Here is an 18,211-nt window from a genome sequence, read left to right on the forward strand (position 1 = left end):
ATTATTACACTTGGAGCTATGTTTGCAGATCTTATTACAAGGATCTATGCTGCAAGAGTAAGGACGGATGAAAAGGTAGAAAGTAAAAAGGTTTTAGATGGTATCTATAAAAAGATAGGGCAGTGCATGCTGATTGTTTTAGCCTTAATGTTAGATAAAGCTTTGCTTATATTAGCTGATGTAGTTGGTATTAATATTGTAAGTAAAATAATGTTTACTGCTCTCGTAATGGCTTGGATACTTATAAGGGAAATTATATCCAATGTAGAAAATTTACAACATGCGGGAATAGAACTACCATCATTTTTAGTTAAAGTATTAGGAATTGCAAAAGAAAAAATTGATAGTGCCGGAGATGCAATTGTAGGTGGTGATGGAGAATGAAAATAGAAAAAGGACTAATAACAGAATTTGATGTTTCAGGCATTAAATTTGCCCAGGATCTAATTCCAGTAACAAACAAGTTGGCCAGGTCTCAGCTTGCCATGAAGCCTCAATACATAACACTTCATAACCCGGCAGCTAACGGAGCTTCAGCTGAGAATCTTACAGAATATGCTGACAGCTATAATGGTTATAAGAGCTGGCATCTTACAGTGATCAGTAATAAGGCATTTCAGGAGCTGCCATTTAATGAGGTGTCCTGGAATGCAGGAGATGGTTATAATGGACCCGGTAACAGAACTAGCATTGCTATAGAAATAGGTGAGGATGAAATATCAGAAAATACCGCAAAGGTATTTGTGGCTTACTTGATGAAAGAGTACAATATTCCAATTGAAAATGTGGTGGCTCATAAGTGCTGGTCCGGCAAGAACTGCCCAGCATATACACTGCAGCATTTGGACAAGTATATTAAGGCAATTGAAGAATATTTTATAGAAATTACTAAGGAGCCTCATTGGGCTGAAGGGCATAAGTTGAGTTTGGAAAGCAAAGGTATTGCAATCAATGATACCAGATATGATGACTTCATGACACGAGGAGAAGTATTTGCATTGTTGGATAGGATAGTGAAGTAGCCAGGCGTAATGCCTGGTCTTTTTTTATTTTTTTAAAAAACATGTTGTTTAATTCAAAATATGGGTATAAATTAATTATAGTAAATGGTTTTAGTACAATACATACAAGTTTCTATATATAGTATATGCAAATGTTTTCAACACAAAATATGCTATATTGACAAATCCGGACAAGCATGGTATTGTAATAGCAATCGATCCCGCCAAGCCTAGATGATACTTGTATCAAATGCGTAACAAGGTGGGCCTTTTGATTTTAGGAGACGTAAATGTCAGATAAAACAAAACCATTCAAAACTATAGAAGAACAAATAACCTTGTTGGAACAACGTGGTCTCATAATAGATGATAAAGCAGAGACTGAAAGAGCATTATCTCACTATAATTACTATCGTTTAAGTGGATATACTTTAACTTTAAGGAAAGAAGATAAATTTTTTAAAGATGTTAAGATGAGTGATGTTATGCAAATATATAATTTTGATGCAGAACTAAGAGCTTTATTATTATATTTGCTTGAATACATTGAGGTATCATTTAGAACTTATGTAGGATATTGTCATTCAAAAAAATATGGGCCATTGGGATATAAAAATAGTAAGAATTTTACTGATTCTGATCGTTTTTTTAAATTTCAAAAGGACTTGAATGAAGCAATTAAGGAAAATGAAAGAAGTGAAATATTTATACAACATCACAAGAATAAATATGATGGTGATTTTCCAATATGGGTTGTAGTTGAATTGCTTTCGTTTGGAACCCTTTCCAGGTTATTTAAAAATTTGAACTGGGATGTTCAAAAAGAAATATGTAAAAGCAATTATAATAAGATTACGGAAGAATATATTGAAAACTGGTTGCAGGGGTTCACTATTTTGAGAAATATATGTGCTCATAGAGGTAGAATATATAATAAAAATATAAATTTTGCACTTCGATTAAGCAATAAAGATAAAAAGGAATTTATTAATTCTGGTTTAGAGATTCAAAAAATCTCAAAAAGGTTGTTTATATATCTATTTGTTGCTAAAAAACTCGTTCTTGATAATAATGTATGGTTTAATTTTATAGATAAACTTGAAAAATTGTTAGAAAAATATCCGTTTGTCGATATTGCTCATTATGGTTTTCCTAAAAATTGGATGGAATACATAACAAAGGTATAAATTATAAAAATCGGGCATACTAGTTAATAACAGTCCCTGCAAAGCCTCTCTAAGATGCGTAACAGTGCAGGTCTGACTCCGGAGCAATCCGGAGTTTTTTATATAAAAAATGAGGGTAACCAAACATGTATTATTGTGGTTCAACCCTCTTATTTTTTAGTCCACTAAGGATTTCAGCCAGCGTATTTAACGAGTGGCTTTAATATATAATATGCTTGTACTGTAGGTATGTTACTAAAAACAATAAGGCCGGAGGGAATGGTTTTCAGTCTATGCTTATATTAATAGCAAAACAAATATTTTTTGAAATTGGTATATAAATAACTTAATAAAGCAAAATAAATATAAATGAGAGGAGGAATAAAATTGCTTATTAATTTATTTGTTAGCGAAAAAGTTATCTTTATAATAATTTTATTATTTATAAGATATCTTTAGTATTAATCATTTGGGTAGACTATGTCTGCTCATCTGATGGGGCAAAAATAAATTAAAAAACAAATTTATTAACTCTTTAGATAAAAATATAATAAAACTTAATTTTCTTAGCAACTCATATATATTGGAGCTGCTTTTTTATTGTAAAAAATTTTAAAATAACGCTTGACTTTCGTCCGACAAAATTATATAATTATGTCAGACGAAAGGAGCTGAATTGTTTGGCAAAAAAAATAGGTCGTCCTACGGATAATCCTAAAAATGTAAGAATAACCGTTCGCCTTGACGAAAAATCAGTAGATATATTAGAAAGATACTGTATTCAAGAAGAAATTGATAAGGGAGAGGCAACTCGAAGAGCAATAAAAAATTTGGAGGACGATTTAAAAAAATAAAAAGAGTATCCTGCACCGTCCGCAAAACTGTAACAGAATACTCCCCAAGAAGTTACCTTCTATGAAATATATTATATCATAGATAGATACTTCTTTCAACAAAAATTGAGAGGAGATAAAATATGGATAATTTAGAAATTATTAAATCTGAAAATTTTGGCGAAATAGAACTTGATTTTTATCAAAATAATGATAATGAACTTTTTATGACAAGAGAACAAATAGGGAGTGCTTTAGAATATAAAAATCCTAATGATGCAATTAGACTTTTACATAAAAGAAATAAAGAACGATTAGATAAATTTTCAGTATCGTTCAAGTTGAACGGTACTGATGGTAAACTGTATAATACAACGCTATATTCCTATAAAGGTATCTATGAAATCTGTCGTCTCAGTCGTCAACCAAAAGCAGATAAATTTATGGACTGGGTTTGGGATGTTGTAGAAGAAATAAGAACTAAAGGATATTATGGACTAACCAACCTGCAAGAAGAAATAAAACAAATTGAAATAAACCCTGAAAACTTAAATAAGGCTTATGAACAATCAGCTTTTATTGCAAACATAATGGATGAGGCGGGAGTTTCTGGAAAAACAAAGCTGCAGGCAGTAAAAAATATTTATCAAGCAATGGGAATAAATCTATTTGAAAAAACTAATGAAACTAAAAGTAAAGTTGATTATGAAATTGATGAATTGATTAATGAAATAGCTTCTGAAATGTCTGAATACCAGTGCAAGCTAAAAATATTAGAAATAAGCAAAGATACAGAAATAAGCGACAAAATAAAATATGGTTCAATATATGTATATGTTCAAGCTCTAAATTTAATCCATAAGAAGTACATGAATAAATTTTTATTAGAATAATTGTTTACAAATTTATAAAAAATAGTATAATATAAGTAGCTACTTAAATATTGAAATTTCAATATAATTCACCTACAGATATCCCCTTGGAACGCATTCTTCAGTACCTATATCTGTCAATAATCCTTTTGTTTCATTTAAAGGCATACTGAATCTTTGAGTTAAATAATTCATACTTGCACTCGCTTCGCCATCAGCACCGCCATATTGATTTAAAACAGCCTTAGCCATTTTTACATCTTTGTTTGTAACTCTTACAGGGTATTGTAATTTTTTGTCATATATGAACATAGATTAAATCATTCCTTTCTGATTGAATTTAATTTTTACATTTCCCAAGGCCATGGGCTGTTTATATAACGCCATGTGTCACTTGTATCAGCGGTCATAATGCACATTGGACCGTATTGAGCTTCATATGCTTCGCGGTACTGCTTTAGCTGCGTAGCGTATTCGTTGTGCCTGTAAAGTGCAACTAAATCATTCGGATGCGTATCTAAAAAAAGCGCAAGGTCTAATACAGCAAACTGTAGTTTTTGTATATTACTGAGCATTGCATGCTGATGAATCGACATTTTGTTGTTTCTTTCATTATTAATCATATTCTACACTCCTTTGCGAAGAAATTCTAAATATGGAGTTACTAAATCCGGGTAGACGGTACCTTGAATAAAAGTTTCATTTAAATTGTTAAAGTATCGAGGATTTATCTGGTAAGGCACATATCCATAACCGACCAATGGGTTTTCAGGCATATATGGCACCATTGGTACATAGTTGTCATTATCATTTTTATTCAATATCTTCATTCCTTTCTGATGAATATTTCTACTATTTCGTAAATTAATCAATAGTTATATCTATTTTATTCATTTAAAAGTGATTAGTGACTTTTCCATTGACAATTATGAAAAATTATGGTAACATTGACATTGTTGAAAGATGTGGGAGCTTAGCTCAGTTGGGAGAGCATCTGCCTTACAAGCAGGGGGTCATAGGTTCGAGCCCTATAGTTCCCACCACTAATTTGAAACTCGAGATTGTGTATATGCAAACAGTAGATAGGGATGGAGACATCTTTTTTTTATTTGTTGAAATTTTTTAAAAAAATATGTTGACAAATTAGAAGCCAGAGCATATAATCGTATAAAAATGATATATTATGTATAATTTGATGATTGGAACAGTAGATTAAATAAAACTTCAGCGAGTCGGAACAGAGTGCGAGTTCGGCAGTGTAATTTAATTGAAAAGAATCCATGAAGAGATTCTCAGAAGTAGCAGTATGAGAATACGGTTAAATACCGTTAAAATGAAAGAGCAAGATAGCTGTTTAGAAAAAGAGTGGTACCGCGGTGTAATCACTGCCTCTTTATAAGCAGTTTTTTTATGTCAAATTTTGAATTTATTTAAAAACAATCACTGAATAAATATACGTAAAATTAATCATTGAAACTAAAAAACTAAATGCAAAATCGGAGGATGGAAATGGAAAAAGAAAAAGTAGTATTAGCATATTCAGGGGGATTAGACACTTCAATCATTATCCCATGGATAAAGGAGAATTACAATTATTTAGATATTATAGCATGTTGTGTAAATGTTGGACAGGAAGATAACATGGACTTTGTTCAAAAGAAGGCAATTTCTTCAGGAGCAAGCAAAGTATATATAGAAAATGTTGTAAATGAATTTGTTGAAGAATATGTATATAAAGGAATTAAAGCAAATGCTGCATATGAAGGCAAGTATTTATTGGGAACTGCTTATGCAAGACCATTAATTGCAAAAAAACTTGTTGAAGTAGCTCACAAGGAAGGAGCAAAATATATTGCTCATGGATGTACGGGAAAAGGAAATGACCAAGTTCGTCTGGAAGTAGCTATAGCGGCTTTAGATCCAACTATAAAGATTATAGCGCCATGGCGTATATGGGATATTTCTTCAAGAGAAGAAGCAATTGATTATGCAGAATCGAAAAATATCGACCTTAACGGAATAACAAAGAAAAGAATATATTCTCGTGACCAAAATATTCTTCATATAAGTCATGAGGGCGGTATGCTGGAAAATCCTGCAAACGAACCAGACTTTGATGAGCTTTTAATGATGACTAACACTGTTGAAAAAGCTCCTGATACAGCTGAATATGTTGAAATAGAATTTGAAAAAGGAATAGCGGTTAAATTAAATGGCGAAAAATTAAACGGTGAAGATATGCTTAAGGCATTAAATAAAATAGGCGGAAATCATGGAATTGGCGTTATTGACCTTCTTGAGAACAGACTGGTTGGTATGAAATCAAGAGGAATATATGAAACTCCTGGCGGTACAGTATTGCTTGAAGCTCACAAATATCTTGAAAGCTTTGTTTTGGAAAAAGAAACTGCACATTTTAAAGAAACTATAGGTCAAAAATATGCAGAGTTAGTATACAATGCAATGTGGTTTAGCGGACTTAAGGATGCTTTTGATGCATTCATAGATTCAACTCAAGAAAAAGTTACAGGAACGGTAAAGTTGAAATTATATAAAGGAACTATTAAATTTGCTGGAATGAAATCAGAAAATGCATTGTATAATGAATCAATTTCTTCATTCAGCACAGGAGATTTGTATGACCAAAAGGATGCAACCGGATTCATTCATTTGTACAGTCTTCCTTACAAAATTCAAGCATTAAATGAAATGAATAAAAACAAAAAAAATTCAACAGAAGTAGTATATAGCTTCAAAGAATAATAGAGAGAAATGATATGATACCTCCAAAGTAGACAGTCTAATTAATTAAATAGACTATCTACTTGGAGTTTTTTTTTATGATTAATTCAAGTCTAAATTGTATTTTGTATTTATATAAATATATGGTATACTATACTGGCTTATATTAGTGGGGGTGATTGATTGAAATTAAAAAACAAAGATGAAAATATAACAATGAACTTAATGACAGAAGGAAGTCCTTTCAAAATAATCCTTGCTTTTGCATTTCCAATGCTTGTCGGCAATGTTTTTCAACAGCTTTACAACATGGTTGACAGCATTGTAGTTGGTAATTATGTTGGCAAAACAGCACTGGCAGCAGTAGGAACGGGTTTTCCTATAATATTTATGATGGCTGCTATGTTTATAGGTCTTGGTATAGGTGCAACAGTACTTATTTCTCAGTATGTCGGTGCTGGAGATATGAACAATGTAAGAAAAACATCCCAGACAATTTATACAGCAATGATATTGAGTTCAATTCCAGTATCAATAATTGGATTTATTCTATGTGAACCTATTTTAAATTTAATTAATACGCCTGCAGACATTCTGCCCATGGCTAAACAATATATGATGATAATATTTGCAGGAATGGTTGGATCTTTTGGTTTTAATATTAATTCAGGGATACTGCAAGGTTTTGGAGACAGCAGGTCATCTCTTTTATTTTTAGCTATTGCTACGGTAATGAACATAGTTTTGGATTTAATATTTGTTTTGGCATTTCGGTGGGGAGTGGCAGGAGTAGCTGTAGCGACAATAATCGCTCAGATGTTTTCTTGGATATTTGGTGTTATATATATGCGAAATAAATATGAGGTGCTTAATTTTCATATATTGGAATTCTATTTCGACAAAGAAATTTTTAAAAAAATACTTAAGCTTGGTCTTCCTACAGGAATACAGCAAATATTGTTTTCTATCGGAATAATGAGTCTTCAATCTCTTGTAAACAGCTATGGTTCGGATTTTATAGCAGGATTTAACGTAGCAAACAAAATTGATACGTTTGCATTCATGCCTATTCAAAGCTTCAGCAATGCAGTAACTACTTACACAGGTCAAAATATAGGGGCCGGAAGAATGGACAGAGTTCATCAAGGAACTGTCGCTGCAATAACTTTATCTGTAATAGTTTGTTTAATGGCACTTATTGTTATACCTTTGGGACCATCTATTTTGGCATTGTTTAACTCTGATTCTGCAGTTATAGATGCCGGAATGATATACTTAAATAATGTCATGCCAATAATTTCACTTTTGGCTATTGTTTTTACGCTGAACGCAGTTATAAGGGGAGCAGGAGAGTCTGTAGTTCCAATGATTGGGGCTATAGTATCTCTGTGGCTTGGAAGATTACCTGCTGCCTATTACATAGCAGCAAATTATGGAAAAGAATATATGTTTTTAAGTTACGGGGTGGGATGGATTTTTTGGCTGTTGATTACTGTTCCGTATTATATGTCTGGTAAATGGAAAACTAAATCACAAAAGCTCATAGATAATTCTATAATTAAAGAATGATAAGACTAATACCCTGGAGGAATAAATCAATTCTTCTATAGGGTATTTTTATTTTATATAAATATAATTAAGATTGGTTTAATGAATAAGAAATATACTTGTATCTAGTTATATAAAAATTATAGATAATTTAATGAATAAGTATATTTATGGGGAGGACTTAATGAAAGAACATAAAGATAATAAAAAACCGTTTATTTATTATTATATGATAGTAATGTTTGTAATCATATTACTGAATGCGCTTGTATTCCCGTATGTTAATAAAATTCAATCAGAGATAAACGAAGTGGATTATGGAACTTTTTTATCAATGGTTGAATCTGGTGATGTGTCAAAAGTAGAAATTCAACAAAATCAAATAGCATTTTTGACGAAAACAAATGAAGGCAACATTTTTATAACAGGTAAAATGGATGATCCAAATTTAGTTGACAGATTGCTTGCTTCAAGTACAAAAATTGAATTTGGCAGTGTAATTCCAGAAGAAAATTCGATTTTACTAAATGCGATTTTGTCATGGGTATTACCGTTATTAATATTCGTAGGTCTTGGCCAACTTCTATCTAAGCAGCTTCAGAAAAAGATGGGTTCAGGCGTAATGCAGTTTGGAAAAAGCAATGCAAAAATATACGTGGAAGCTCAGACCGGAAAAACTTTTGACGATGTAGCTGGTCAAGATGAAGCTAAAGAAGCTTTGACGGAAATAGTAGATTTCCTGCATAATCCTAAAAAATATGAAGCAATAGGTGCATCTATGCCAAAGGGTGCATTGCTGGTTGGACCTCCGGGAACAGGAAAAACATTGCTGGCTAAAGCGGTGGCAGGAGAAGCTAAAGTACCGTTTTTCTCAATTTCAGGTTCGGAGTTTGTTGAAATGTTCGTTGGTATGGGTGCTGCAAAAGTCAGAGATTTATTTAAGCAAGCCCAAGAAAAAGCGCCATGTATAGTTTTTATAGATGAAATTGATACTATAGGTAAAAAAAGAGATAACGGCAGCATTGGAGGAAATGATGAAAGGGAACAGACATTAAATCAGCTGTTGACAGAAATGGATGGATTTGATTCTAAAAAGGGAGTTGTGATTCTAGCAGCTACTAACAGACCTGAATCTTTGGATAAAGCATTGTTAAGGCCAGGACGATTTGACAGGCGTATACCGGTAGAGCTTCCTGATTTAGCAGGCCGTGAAGCAATTTTAAAAGTTCACTCAAAAAGTGTACAAATGGATGATAATATCGATTTTAACGCTGTTGCAAGAGCAACTGCCGGCGCAAGCGGCGCTGAATTAGCCAACATAATAAACGAAGGAGCGTTAAGAGCAGTAAAGAACAACAGGGTTAAAACTTCACAGGAAGATTTGGAGGAATCTGTAGAAGTTGTTATCGCTGGATATCAAAGAAAAAATGCAGTGATTTCTCCAAAGGAAAAGAAAATTGTAGCTTTTCATGAAATAGGTCATGCATTAGTCGCAGCAAAACAAACTGAATCTGCTCCTGTCCATAAAATTACAATTATTCCTAGAACTTCAGGTGCGCTTGGCTACACAATGTAAGTTGATGAAGAAGAAAGAGTATTAGTAACAAAGGAAGAAGCATTTAATAAAATTGTAACTTTTACTGGTGGGCGTGCAGCAGAGGAAATAATTTTTAAAACATTTACAACAGGAGCATCAAATGATATTGAACAAGCTACTAAGTTGGCAAGAGCAATGGTAACACGCTATGGAATGAGTAGAGATTTTGACATGATGGCATTAGAAACAGTCAACAATCCTTATTTAAGTTCAGACACATCCATGTCATGTTCTTCTGAAACATCAGGAAGAATTGATGAAGAAGTGCTTAACATAATAAAAACTGCACATAAAAAAGCTACTGATATACTAAATGAGAATATTGACAAACTTTATATGCTGGCCGATTATTTGATAGAAAAAGAAACTATTACCGGCGAAGAATTTATGGAAATATTAAATAAATAAAACTGATTTCATTTAAAATCTTTGATAAAGTTAAGGCGGATACTAATTGAAAAAATGCAGAAAATTTACCAGACTATGACGTACATTAGTCTGGTATTTTTATAGGAAGCATTTTATTTTTCTAAGTTGTCCAATACTTTTTTAATAATAGCAGGAGAAACTCTGCATTTCTCTTCTGAAACAGCGCAAACTGCAAAACGCAAGCCTTTTTTCAAAGCTATAACAAACAGATTTTCCTTAATTAATTCTTCAGATGCTTTTTTTGCATCGCTGCAAGGTATGCTCACAAAGAATCCATCTCTGTATGGTAATATTTCTAAACCGACTTCTTTCGATGCTTCAACAAATGCTTTGGCGCGATTTCTAAGCATTGTCTTTGTTTTGTTTACTTCTTCTTCATATGCTTTTGTTTTTTCAGGATCTTTTGCAATATTTGTCATTATAGACATTGCAGCCCTTGTTCCGTTTGACCAATTGGCTCTGTTAGCATGCATGGCAGAATAGTAAAACTCATCAGCGATATCTTTGTTTGAAGATATTCCCATTGCTGCTCCGGATCTCATTCCATACATAGTATATCCTTTTGACATGCTGTGAGCAACAATAATTAAAATATTGTCAGGGAGATTAGAAAATTTTGTAAAGAATTTTCTTCTTTCCATTCCAATACCCGCATAGTCAATATAAGCTACGTCAACAACAAATATTATTCTATTTTCAGGATTTTTTGCATTTTCTTTTGCAATATTTAATACTTCATCCCATTCTTCGTCTGAAAGACTATATCCTGTAGGATTGTTTGCCGGAGTATTTAAAATAGTAACAAGTCTTTTTTGCTTTTTCAAAAGTTCTTCAAATTTTTCTTTGAATGATATTATGTTAAATTCGCCTTTCTCATTAAATAATTCAAAAGTTGAAACTGTCCTTCCAAATTCTTCTGATATTGTAACGTAAGGTGACCAGAACCAGTCGCATACCAAGACTGAATCACCAGGATTTGTATAATTATAGATGGAATGTCGTATAGAACCTGTTCCTCCAGGTGTTGCAACTGCTCTAATGTGAGCATTTGGCCTATATTCTTTAAAACAAGTTTTTTGAACTGCTTCAAGGAAGTCTGGCTGTCCTGCAACCTGAGCATATGCAGCTATATCAGCATTTGGCAGAGATTTCAATTCGCTGTATACAGTTTCTAAGCAAATTAGATTTCCATCGTCATCAACCAGTGCTCCAAGAGTTGAATCGATTACTTTTTCTCTACCGTATTTGTCAATTGCTTCTTTTGCTTTTGCCGCAAGTCCAAAGATTGCATCGTTTACTTTAGGCCATATGGCGTGATTTGCTACCATATTAAATGACATAGTATCACCTCGTTAGTATTATTATTACATTAATTCTATCATTATAAAAATTATAAGTCAATATATGAATGGCATAGATAGGTATAGGAGAAAAATTATTAAAAATGTAAATTTAATAAAAAAATATTGACAAGAATATACAAGGGGGGTATTATATAAAAGCTGTTAATCATTGATCCATTAGCTCAGTCGGCAGAGCACTTGACTTTTAATCAAGGTGTCCGGCGTTCGAATCGCCGATGGATCACCATTACAAACAACATCTGACGCTCTTAGCGACGTTGGATGTTGCTTTTTTTTTATTTTTCTTTTTGTTTTCAACATTTTTCAACAAAATCTGCTTTAATTTAATTGTATATTGTATTAGAATAAAAATAATAGCGAAGCGAAGGGGAACAAATGTTAATGATTGAAGAACAAGAGATTGAAGAACAAAAGATTGAAGATGTAAATAATGAAAACATGAAACAAATTGCAAAAGTACAAAGTGAGAAAATGGAGGCACTTGGGCAACTTGCTGGAGGAATTGCACATGACTTCAATAATCAATTGATGAGTATTATAGGAAATGCTACAATGATTCAGAAAACAGATGATTTAGCAAGGATTAAAGAATATGCAGAAAGGATTATTCATATTTCTCAAAGTACTTCAAATTTAACTAAAAAAATTCTTATGTTTTCTAAGAAAGAAAGCAGCATAAACAAACCAATTAATTTAAAAAGTGTTATGGATAACATGTACAAAATGATAGATTCAATAATAAGCAAAGAAATAGAATTAAGTTATAGTTATGGCGCAATGAACAAAGTTATACTTGGTGACGAATCACAAATTGAAAGTTCTATTATAAATTTGATATTGAATTCAAAAGATTCCTTAGATGATTCTTTTGGCAAAATACAAATTGGTACTGAGGATTCAGTAGTAATTTCTGAGATGGTGTTAAGTCACGGAGAAATTTTAAAACCAGGGACGTACATTAAAATTTATGTCAAGGATAATGGAGTAGGAATAAGAGAAGAAGTATTAGATAAAATATTTGAACCTTATTTTACTACGAAAAATAAAACAAAAGGAACAGGACTGGGTCTTTCAGTTGTTTTTGGTACAGTGAAATCTCATTCAGGTGCTATTAATGTAAAAAGTAAAACAAACAGTGGTACAACTTTCGAAGTATTTTTGCCTGTTTATAAAAAGACAGTAAAACAAAATGAGAGTTTACAAAAAGAAATAGAAAGCAATATTATAATGTTAGTTGATGATGATATAAATGTATTGGATATTGAAGCTGAAATGCTTGAAGATTTAGGATATGATGTAATAAAGTTTGACAGTCCAATGATGGCTTTGGAATATTACAATGAAAATAATAGTAAAATTGCCTTTTCAGTTATTGACATATCAATGCCGGTGATGACAGGCAACAAACTTTTTGAATATATGAAAGAAGTAAATGAAAATTCATTTGCTATATTTATTACAGGATATGCACAGCAGACGGAATATGAGGAACTTAAAAAAAATGGTTCAATCATAATTGAGAAACCTTTCACATCTGAAGAACTGTCTACCCACATAGCTAAAATTTACATATAAACCAAAAAACTATAATAAAACAAATATTGTTTTATCGTAGTTTTTTTTGTTAAGATAATTTAACAATATTTATGGCACTTTGTTTTGACAATTGATAAATTTTTGATAGAATGTAAAAGAAAAATGAATGTGAAATAATATAATAGGTATATTCAGGAGGAGAAAATGAATATAAATGATTATGTGTATGCTGAACCTAAACCATTTGGGGATTTGTCAATTGTTGCAATGAGAGGTTGCGAAGAAATAGCGGCAAGAATAGACTATTATTTGAAAGAGTGGAGACAGGACAATAATGGGGTTATATATTCAGAGGGTTCAAATCCTGTAAGAACATATTTACTTGACGCTGTATGTCCAAGATTTGGATCAGGAGAGGCAAAGGGCGTAATTAATGAAACAGTAAGAGGCCATGACATATTTATAATATCAGATGTATTTAATTATGGAGTTTCATTTAAAATGTATGGTATGGATGTGCCAATGAGTCCGGATGACCATTATCAGGATTTAAAAAGAATAATTGCAGCAATGAATGGTAAAGCAAAGCGTATTACTGTAATAATGCCGATGCTTTATGAAGGAAGACAACATAAGAGGGCTACAAGAGAATCTTTGGATTGTGCTTTAGCATTGCAGGAATTGACAAATATGGGAGTTGAAAATATAATTTCCTTTGATATTCATGACCCGAGAGTACAAAATGCAATACCTCTCCACGGTTTTGAAGATTTTCATCCACATTATCAAATGATAAAAGCATTTGTTAAAAATGTTCCGAATGCAGTAATTGACAGAAATCATCTTATGGTTATTTCTCCGGATGAGGGAGGAATGTCAAGATGTATGTATTATTCTTCTGTCATGGGACTTGACCTGGGGATGTTTTATAAAAGAAGAGATTATTCAGTTATAGTCAATGGGAAAAATCCGGTTATCAGCCATGAATTCTTAGGTGATAATGTTGAGGGTAAAGATGTAATTGTAGTTGATGACATGATTGCTTCAGGCGATTCGATGATTGATGTTGCTAAAAAGTTAAAAGAAAGAAAGGTTAGAAATGTTTATATTTTCTCAGCTTTTGGATTATTTACAGAAGGATTAGCGAAATTCGACAAAGCCTTTGAAGATGGTATGATAACTAGAATATTTACTACGAACATGATTTACAGAAAGACTGAACTTAAAGAAAGACCTTGGTATACTGAAGTTGATATGTCAAAATACATTGCAAATATAATAGATACTTTAAATTATGACAGATCTTTAAGTGAACTTTTAGACCCTGTTCAAAAAATAAAAAAACTGCTTAAATAGCAAAAATAAAAATGTCTGTTAAAAGCAGACATTTTTATTTTTAGCAATTTATATATACAAAAACAAAAAAATTGAAATTTAATAGATTGTATGTTATAATTTTTATCATTATAACTTAAGATGATATTTTGCATAATTTGAATATAAAGTAGAAAAATATAAGAATAGGAATTTATTTCAGGAGGATAAAAATGAGTTTCAGAATGGACATTGGAATAGATCTTGGTACTGCCAGTGTATTGGTATATATAAAAGGTAAGGGAATAGTAATAAATGAACCTTCTGTTGTTGCAATAGATACAAATACTAATAAAATTTTAGAGGTTGGAGAAGAAGCAAGAAAGATGCTTGGTCGTACACCAGGAAATATTGTTGCTATAAGGCCTTTGAGAGACGGTGTAATATCAGATTTTGACATTACAGAAAAAATGTTGAAATATTTCATAAAAAAAGCAGTTGGAAATTCGATCATAAAACCAAGGGTTATCATATGTGTTCCAAGTGGTGTTACAGAAGTTGAAAAAAGAGCTGTACTTGAAGCAAGTATGAATGCAGGTGCAAAGAAAACATTTCTCATTGAAGAACCTGTAGCTGCAGCTATTGGGGCAGGACTAGATATAACAAAACCTTCAGGAAATATGATTATAGATATGGGTGGGGGAACTACAGATATTGCTGTAATATCACTTGGTGGTATTGTAGTAAGCAGATCGATTAAAGTTGCTGGAGACAAGTGTGATGAAGCAATAGTAAGATATGTAAGGAAAAAATATAATGTGATGATAGGTTTAAGAAGTGCAGAAGAACTTAAAATAAGCATTGGAACTGCATTTCCTGAAGAAGAAGAAATGTTCATGGAAATAAGAGGAAGAAATCTTGTAACAGGACTTCCGGTTAATTTGACAATATCGTCTTCAGATATGTTAGAAGCTTTAGAAGAAACAATTACTTCGATAGCAGATGCTGTTCATTCAGTTCTAGAAAAAACACCTCCTGAACTTGCTGCGGATATAAGCGAAAAAGGTATTGTAATGACTGGTGGAGGTTGCTTGATTCGCGGTCTTGACAAATTAATTGGAAAAAGAACAGGTTTAAATGTAACTATTGCAGAAGATGCTATTTCATGTGTTGCAAAAGGCACAGGACAATCATTGGAACATATGGATGTATTGAAGGATTCATTAATTACAGAAAATGTAAAAACAAACTACAGCGCATCTTAAAAAAATAAATATCAATAGGTTAAGTTTGCTTAATCTATTGATTGTTATTATGAAAAAGAGGTAAATTATGAAGATTAAAAAAGCAGTTATACCGGCAGCCGGACTTGGCACACGATTTTTACCGGCAACAAAGTCAATTCCAAAAGAAATGCTGCCGATAGTTGACAAACCGACAATTCAATACATAGTCGAGGAAGTAATTGCTTCTGGCATAGAAGATGTTTTAATTATAACAGGCAGAAACAAGGGTTCCATTGAAGAGCACTTTGACAGAGCAGTGGAATTGGAATATAATTTAGAAAAAAACAACAAAGAAGAATTATTAGAAGAAGTAAGAAAAATTTCTAAAATGGTTAATATACATACAGTTAGACAAAAAAATCCACTTGGCCTTGGCCATGCAGTTTATTGTGCAAAATCATTTGTAGGAAATGAACCATTTGCTGTACTTTTAGGTGATGATATTGTTGATTCGCAAAAACCTTGTCTTAAGCAAATGATAGAAATGTTTGAACAATATAATTCTACAATTCTTGGAGTGCAGCCGGTATCGTGGGAAAATGTTAACAAGTACGGTATTGTTTCAGGCAGCAAAGTTAATGACAAAATTTACACTGTGAAAGACTTGGTGGAAAAGCCTCAAGTTGAAAAAGCTCCTACAAATATTGCAATACTTGGAAGATACATAATAACTCCTAAAATATTTGAATTGCTTGAAAATACTAAAATAGGTGTTGGTGGTGAAATTCAGCTTACAGATGCTTTGAAAAGTCTTTGTAATATTGAAGAAGTTTTTGCATATATATTTGAAGGCAGAAGATACGATGTTGGAAGCAAGATTGGTTTTCTTGAAGCTACGGTGGACTTTGCTCTTAAAAGAGATGATTTGAAGGATAGTTTTAAATCCTATTTAAATAAATTAAATTTAAATTAAGGGGTGTAATATGTACAGGGAAAAATTAGAAGTATGGCTGGATAGTCCGTTTGTAGATGAAGACTTAAAAGAAGAATTGAAGAAAATTCAAAAAATGGACAATGAGGTTGAGGATAGATTTTATAAAGAATTGGAATTTGGCACAGGAGGCATGCGAGGCAAAATAGGTGCAGGAACCAATCGCATGAATTTTATCACTGTTGCCAAAGCAACTCAAGGTATTGCTGATTATTTAAATGAGAAGTATAAAGATGATAATATAAGCGCCGCAATTGCATATGATTCCAGAAACATGTCTAAAGAATTTGCTGAAAAAACTGCATGTGTTTTTGCTGCAAATAATATAAAAGTGTACTTATTTGAAAGTTTAAGACCTACCCCTGAACTTTCTTACGCAGTAAGATATTTTGGATGCAAGGCAGGTGTTGTTATAACAGCTAGCCATAATCCTCCTGAATACAACGGTTACAAAGTGTATGACGAATATGGCGGTCAGGTTGTAAAGGATGCAGATACAATTATTAAAAAAATCAATGATGTAAAACTTAAGGATATAAAACTATCCCAGTTTGATGAAAATGACAAAATAGAAATAATTGGAAATGAATTAGATACAGCATACATAAATGAAGTTAAAAAATTAAGTTTAAGAACAGATGTTGATAAAAATATAAATATAATATACACCCCATTACACGGAACAGGCAACAAACTTGTCAGAAGAGTTTTGGATGAATTAAAATATAAAAATGTTTATACAGTAAAAGAACAGGAAGAACCAGATCCTCAGTTTTCAACAGTAAAATCACCTAATCCTGAAGAAATAAGCGCATTTGAAATTGCCATTAAAAAAGCTCAAGAATTAAATGGCGAAATTATTTTAGGAACAGATCCGGATTGCGACAGAGTAGGACTGGTTGTTAAAAATCACAACAATGAATATGTGCCGTTAAACGGCAATCAAACAGGAGCATTGCTTTTAAATTATGTTCTCAGCACTTTGCATGAACAAGGGAAAATTCCTAAAAATGGTGCAATTGTAAAAACTGTTGTAACAAGTGAAATTGGCAGAAGCATAGCATCTAAATATAAGGTAGCTGCTTTTGATACTTTGACAGGTTTTAAATATATAGCTGAATTAATGCAAAATTTTGAGGACACAAAAGAGTATAATTTTGTATTTGGTTATGAGGAAAGTTATGGATATTTGGCAGGCACGTTTGTAAGGGACAAGGATGCCGTCATAGCTTCCATGCTCATTTGCGAGATGGCTGCATATTATAAGAAAAAAGGGAAAATATTATTAGATGTTCTTAAGGAAATTTATGGAGAACATGGTTATTATATAGAAGAAACAATTTCTCTGACATTTGCCGGGGTATCAGGACAAAGTAAAATGAAAGCCATAATGGAAAATTTCAGGGAAAACAAACTGAGTTCATTGGCAGGGAAAAACATACCTTATATTTATGATTATAGAATGGGTATTGCCTTAGATCTTACAACCGGTAAAACTGAAAGCTTAAACTATCCAAAATCTGATGTATTGAAATTTTGTTTTGAAGATGGATCATGGCTTGTGCTTAGACCTTCAGGAACTGAGCCTAAAT

General features: G+C 32.2%; 15 protein-coding genes, 2 tRNA genes, 2 pseudogenes and 1 other annotated feature. Of the genes and pseudogenes, 15 read left to right on the plus strand and 4 right to left on the minus strand.

Annotated features, from left to right (window positions below; translation table 11 throughout):
• From SA378_RS01730 to SA378_RS01750, 5 genes are all read left to right on the plus strand, one after another.
• Positions 1-384 (plus strand): phage holin family protein (locus SA378_RS01730; RefSeq protein WP_318524268.1); only part of this gene is annotated, 384 nt, incomplete at its 5' end.
• Positions 381-1,022 carry an N-acetylmuramoyl-L-alanine amidase family protein gene (locus SA378_RS01735; protein WP_318524269.1) on the plus strand — a complete coding sequence of 214 codons (642 nt, stop codon included), beginning with the start codon at positions 381-383 and terminating at the stop codon, positions 1,020-1,022. The genes SA378_RS01730 and SA378_RS01735, both read left to right, overlap by 4 nt.
• A gap of 269 nt (positions 1,023-1,291) precedes the next feature.
• A complete protein-coding gene (locus tag SA378_RS01740; protein WP_318524270.1) occupies positions 1,292-2,188 on the plus strand; it encodes an Abi family protein in 897 nt (298 codons plus the stop codon).
• A 659-nt stretch (positions 2,189-2,847) separates the two neighbouring features.
• Positions 2,848-3,021 carry a ribbon-helix-helix protein, CopG family gene (locus SA378_RS01745; protein WP_318524271.1) on the plus strand — a complete coding sequence of 58 codons (174 nt, stop codon included), beginning with the start codon at positions 2,848-2,850 and terminating at the stop codon, positions 3,019-3,021.
• Positions 3,022-3,143: 122 nt separating this feature from the next.
• The gene (locus SA378_RS01750) at positions 3,144-3,893 is read left to right on the plus strand and encodes a Bro-N domain-containing protein (protein WP_318524272.1); all 750 of its coding nucleotides are present in this window, start codon (positions 3,144-3,146) and stop codon (positions 3,891-3,893) included.
• Positions 3,894-3,989: 96 nt separating this feature from the next.
• Here SA378_RS01750 and SA378_RS01755 read toward each other — a convergent pair.
• The 3 genes and pseudogenes from SA378_RS01755 to SA378_RS01765 all read right to left on the minus strand — a co-directional run.
• A pseudogene (locus SA378_RS01755) lies at positions 3,990-4,184 on the minus strand (manganese catalase family protein); the annotation flags it as partial.
• 35 nt (positions 4,185-4,219) lie between these two features.
• Positions 4,220-4,495: a spore coat protein CotJB gene (locus SA378_RS01760; RefSeq protein WP_318524273.1), complete on the minus strand. Its 276-nt coding sequence runs from the start codon at positions 4,493-4,495 to the stop codon at positions 4,220-4,222.
• A 3-nt stretch (positions 4,496-4,498) separates the two neighbouring features.
• A complete protein-coding gene (locus SA378_RS01765; RefSeq protein WP_318524274.1) occupies positions 4,499-4,693 on the minus strand; it encodes a spore coat associated protein CotJA in 195 nt (64 codons plus the stop codon).
• A 146-nt stretch (positions 4,694-4,839) separates the two neighbouring features.
• On the opposite strand from SA378_RS01765, the gene SA378_RS01770 reads away from it, so the two are divergent.
• The 4 genes and pseudogenes from SA378_RS01770 to ftsH all read left to right on the plus strand — a co-directional run bounded on the left by SA378_RS01770 (position 4,840) and on the right by ftsH (position 10,167).
• Positions 4,840-4,915 (plus strand) — tRNA-Val (locus SA378_RS01770).
• A gap of 143 nt (positions 4,916-5,058) precedes the next feature.
• Positions 5,059-5,268: a binding site (T-box leader), on the plus strand.
• Positions 5,269-5,381: 113 nt separating this feature from the next.
• On the plus strand, positions 5,382-6,635 hold the full coding sequence (locus SA378_RS01775; RefSeq protein ID WP_318524275.1) for an argininosuccinate synthase: 1,254 nt from the start codon (positions 5,382-5,384) through the stop codon (positions 6,633-6,635).
• A gap of 162 nt (positions 6,636-6,797) precedes the next feature.
• Positions 6,798-8,183, plus strand: a complete 1,386-nt coding sequence (locus tag SA378_RS01780) for an MATE family efflux transporter (RefSeq protein WP_318524276.1) — start codon at positions 6,798-6,800, stop codon at positions 8,181-8,183.
• A 163-nt stretch (positions 8,184-8,346) separates the two neighbouring features.
• A pseudogene (gene ftsH, locus SA378_RS01785) lies at positions 8,347-10,167 on the plus strand (ATP-dependent zinc metalloprotease FtsH).
• A gap of 113 nt (positions 10,168-10,280) precedes the next feature.
• On the opposite strand, the gene SA378_RS01790 reads toward ftsH, so the two are convergent.
• Complete coding sequence (locus SA378_RS01790) at positions 10,281-11,528, minus strand: pyridoxal phosphate-dependent aminotransferase (protein WP_318524277.1); 1,248 nt, start codon at positions 11,526-11,528, stop codon at positions 10,281-10,283.
• 174 nt (positions 11,529-11,702) lie between these two features.
• On the opposite strand from SA378_RS01790, the gene SA378_RS01795 reads away from it, so the two are divergent.
• From SA378_RS01795 to SA378_RS01820, 6 genes are all read left to right on the plus strand, one after another.
• Positions 11,703-11,778, plus strand: a tRNA-Lys gene (locus SA378_RS01795).
• Positions 11,779-11,927: 149 nt separating this feature from the next.
• Positions 11,928-13,127 (plus strand): ATP-binding protein, encoded by a 1,200-nt coding sequence (locus SA378_RS01800; RefSeq protein ID WP_318524278.1) that lies wholly within the window; start codon positions 11,928-11,930, stop codon positions 13,125-13,127.
• Between the two features lie 165 nt (positions 13,128-13,292).
• Positions 13,293-14,444, plus strand: a complete 1,152-nt coding sequence (locus SA378_RS01805; protein WP_318524279.1) for a ribose-phosphate pyrophosphokinase — start codon at positions 13,293-13,295, stop codon at positions 14,442-14,444.
• Between the two features lie 191 nt (positions 14,445-14,635).
• On the plus strand, positions 14,636-15,667 hold the full coding sequence (locus tag SA378_RS01810; RefSeq protein WP_318524280.1) for a rod shape-determining protein MreB: 1,032 nt from the start codon (positions 14,636-14,638) through the stop codon (positions 15,665-15,667).
• Positions 15,668-15,734: 67 nt separating this feature from the next.
• Positions 15,735-16,601, plus strand: a complete 867-nt coding sequence (gene galU / locus SA378_RS01815) for a UTP--glucose-1-phosphate uridylyltransferase GalU (RefSeq protein WP_318524281.1) — start codon at positions 15,735-15,737, stop codon at positions 16,599-16,601.
• Between the two features lie 10 nt (positions 16,602-16,611).
• Positions 16,612-18,211, plus strand: a 1,600-nt coding sequence (locus tag SA378_RS01820; protein WP_318524282.1) for a phospho-sugar mutase, incomplete at its 3' end; no start/stop codon positions are given.

It is taken from the genome of Sedimentibacter sp. (assembly GCF_033447055.1).
Taxonomy (GTDB): Bacteria; Bacillota; Clostridia; order Tissierellales; family Sedimentibacteraceae; genus Sedimentibacter.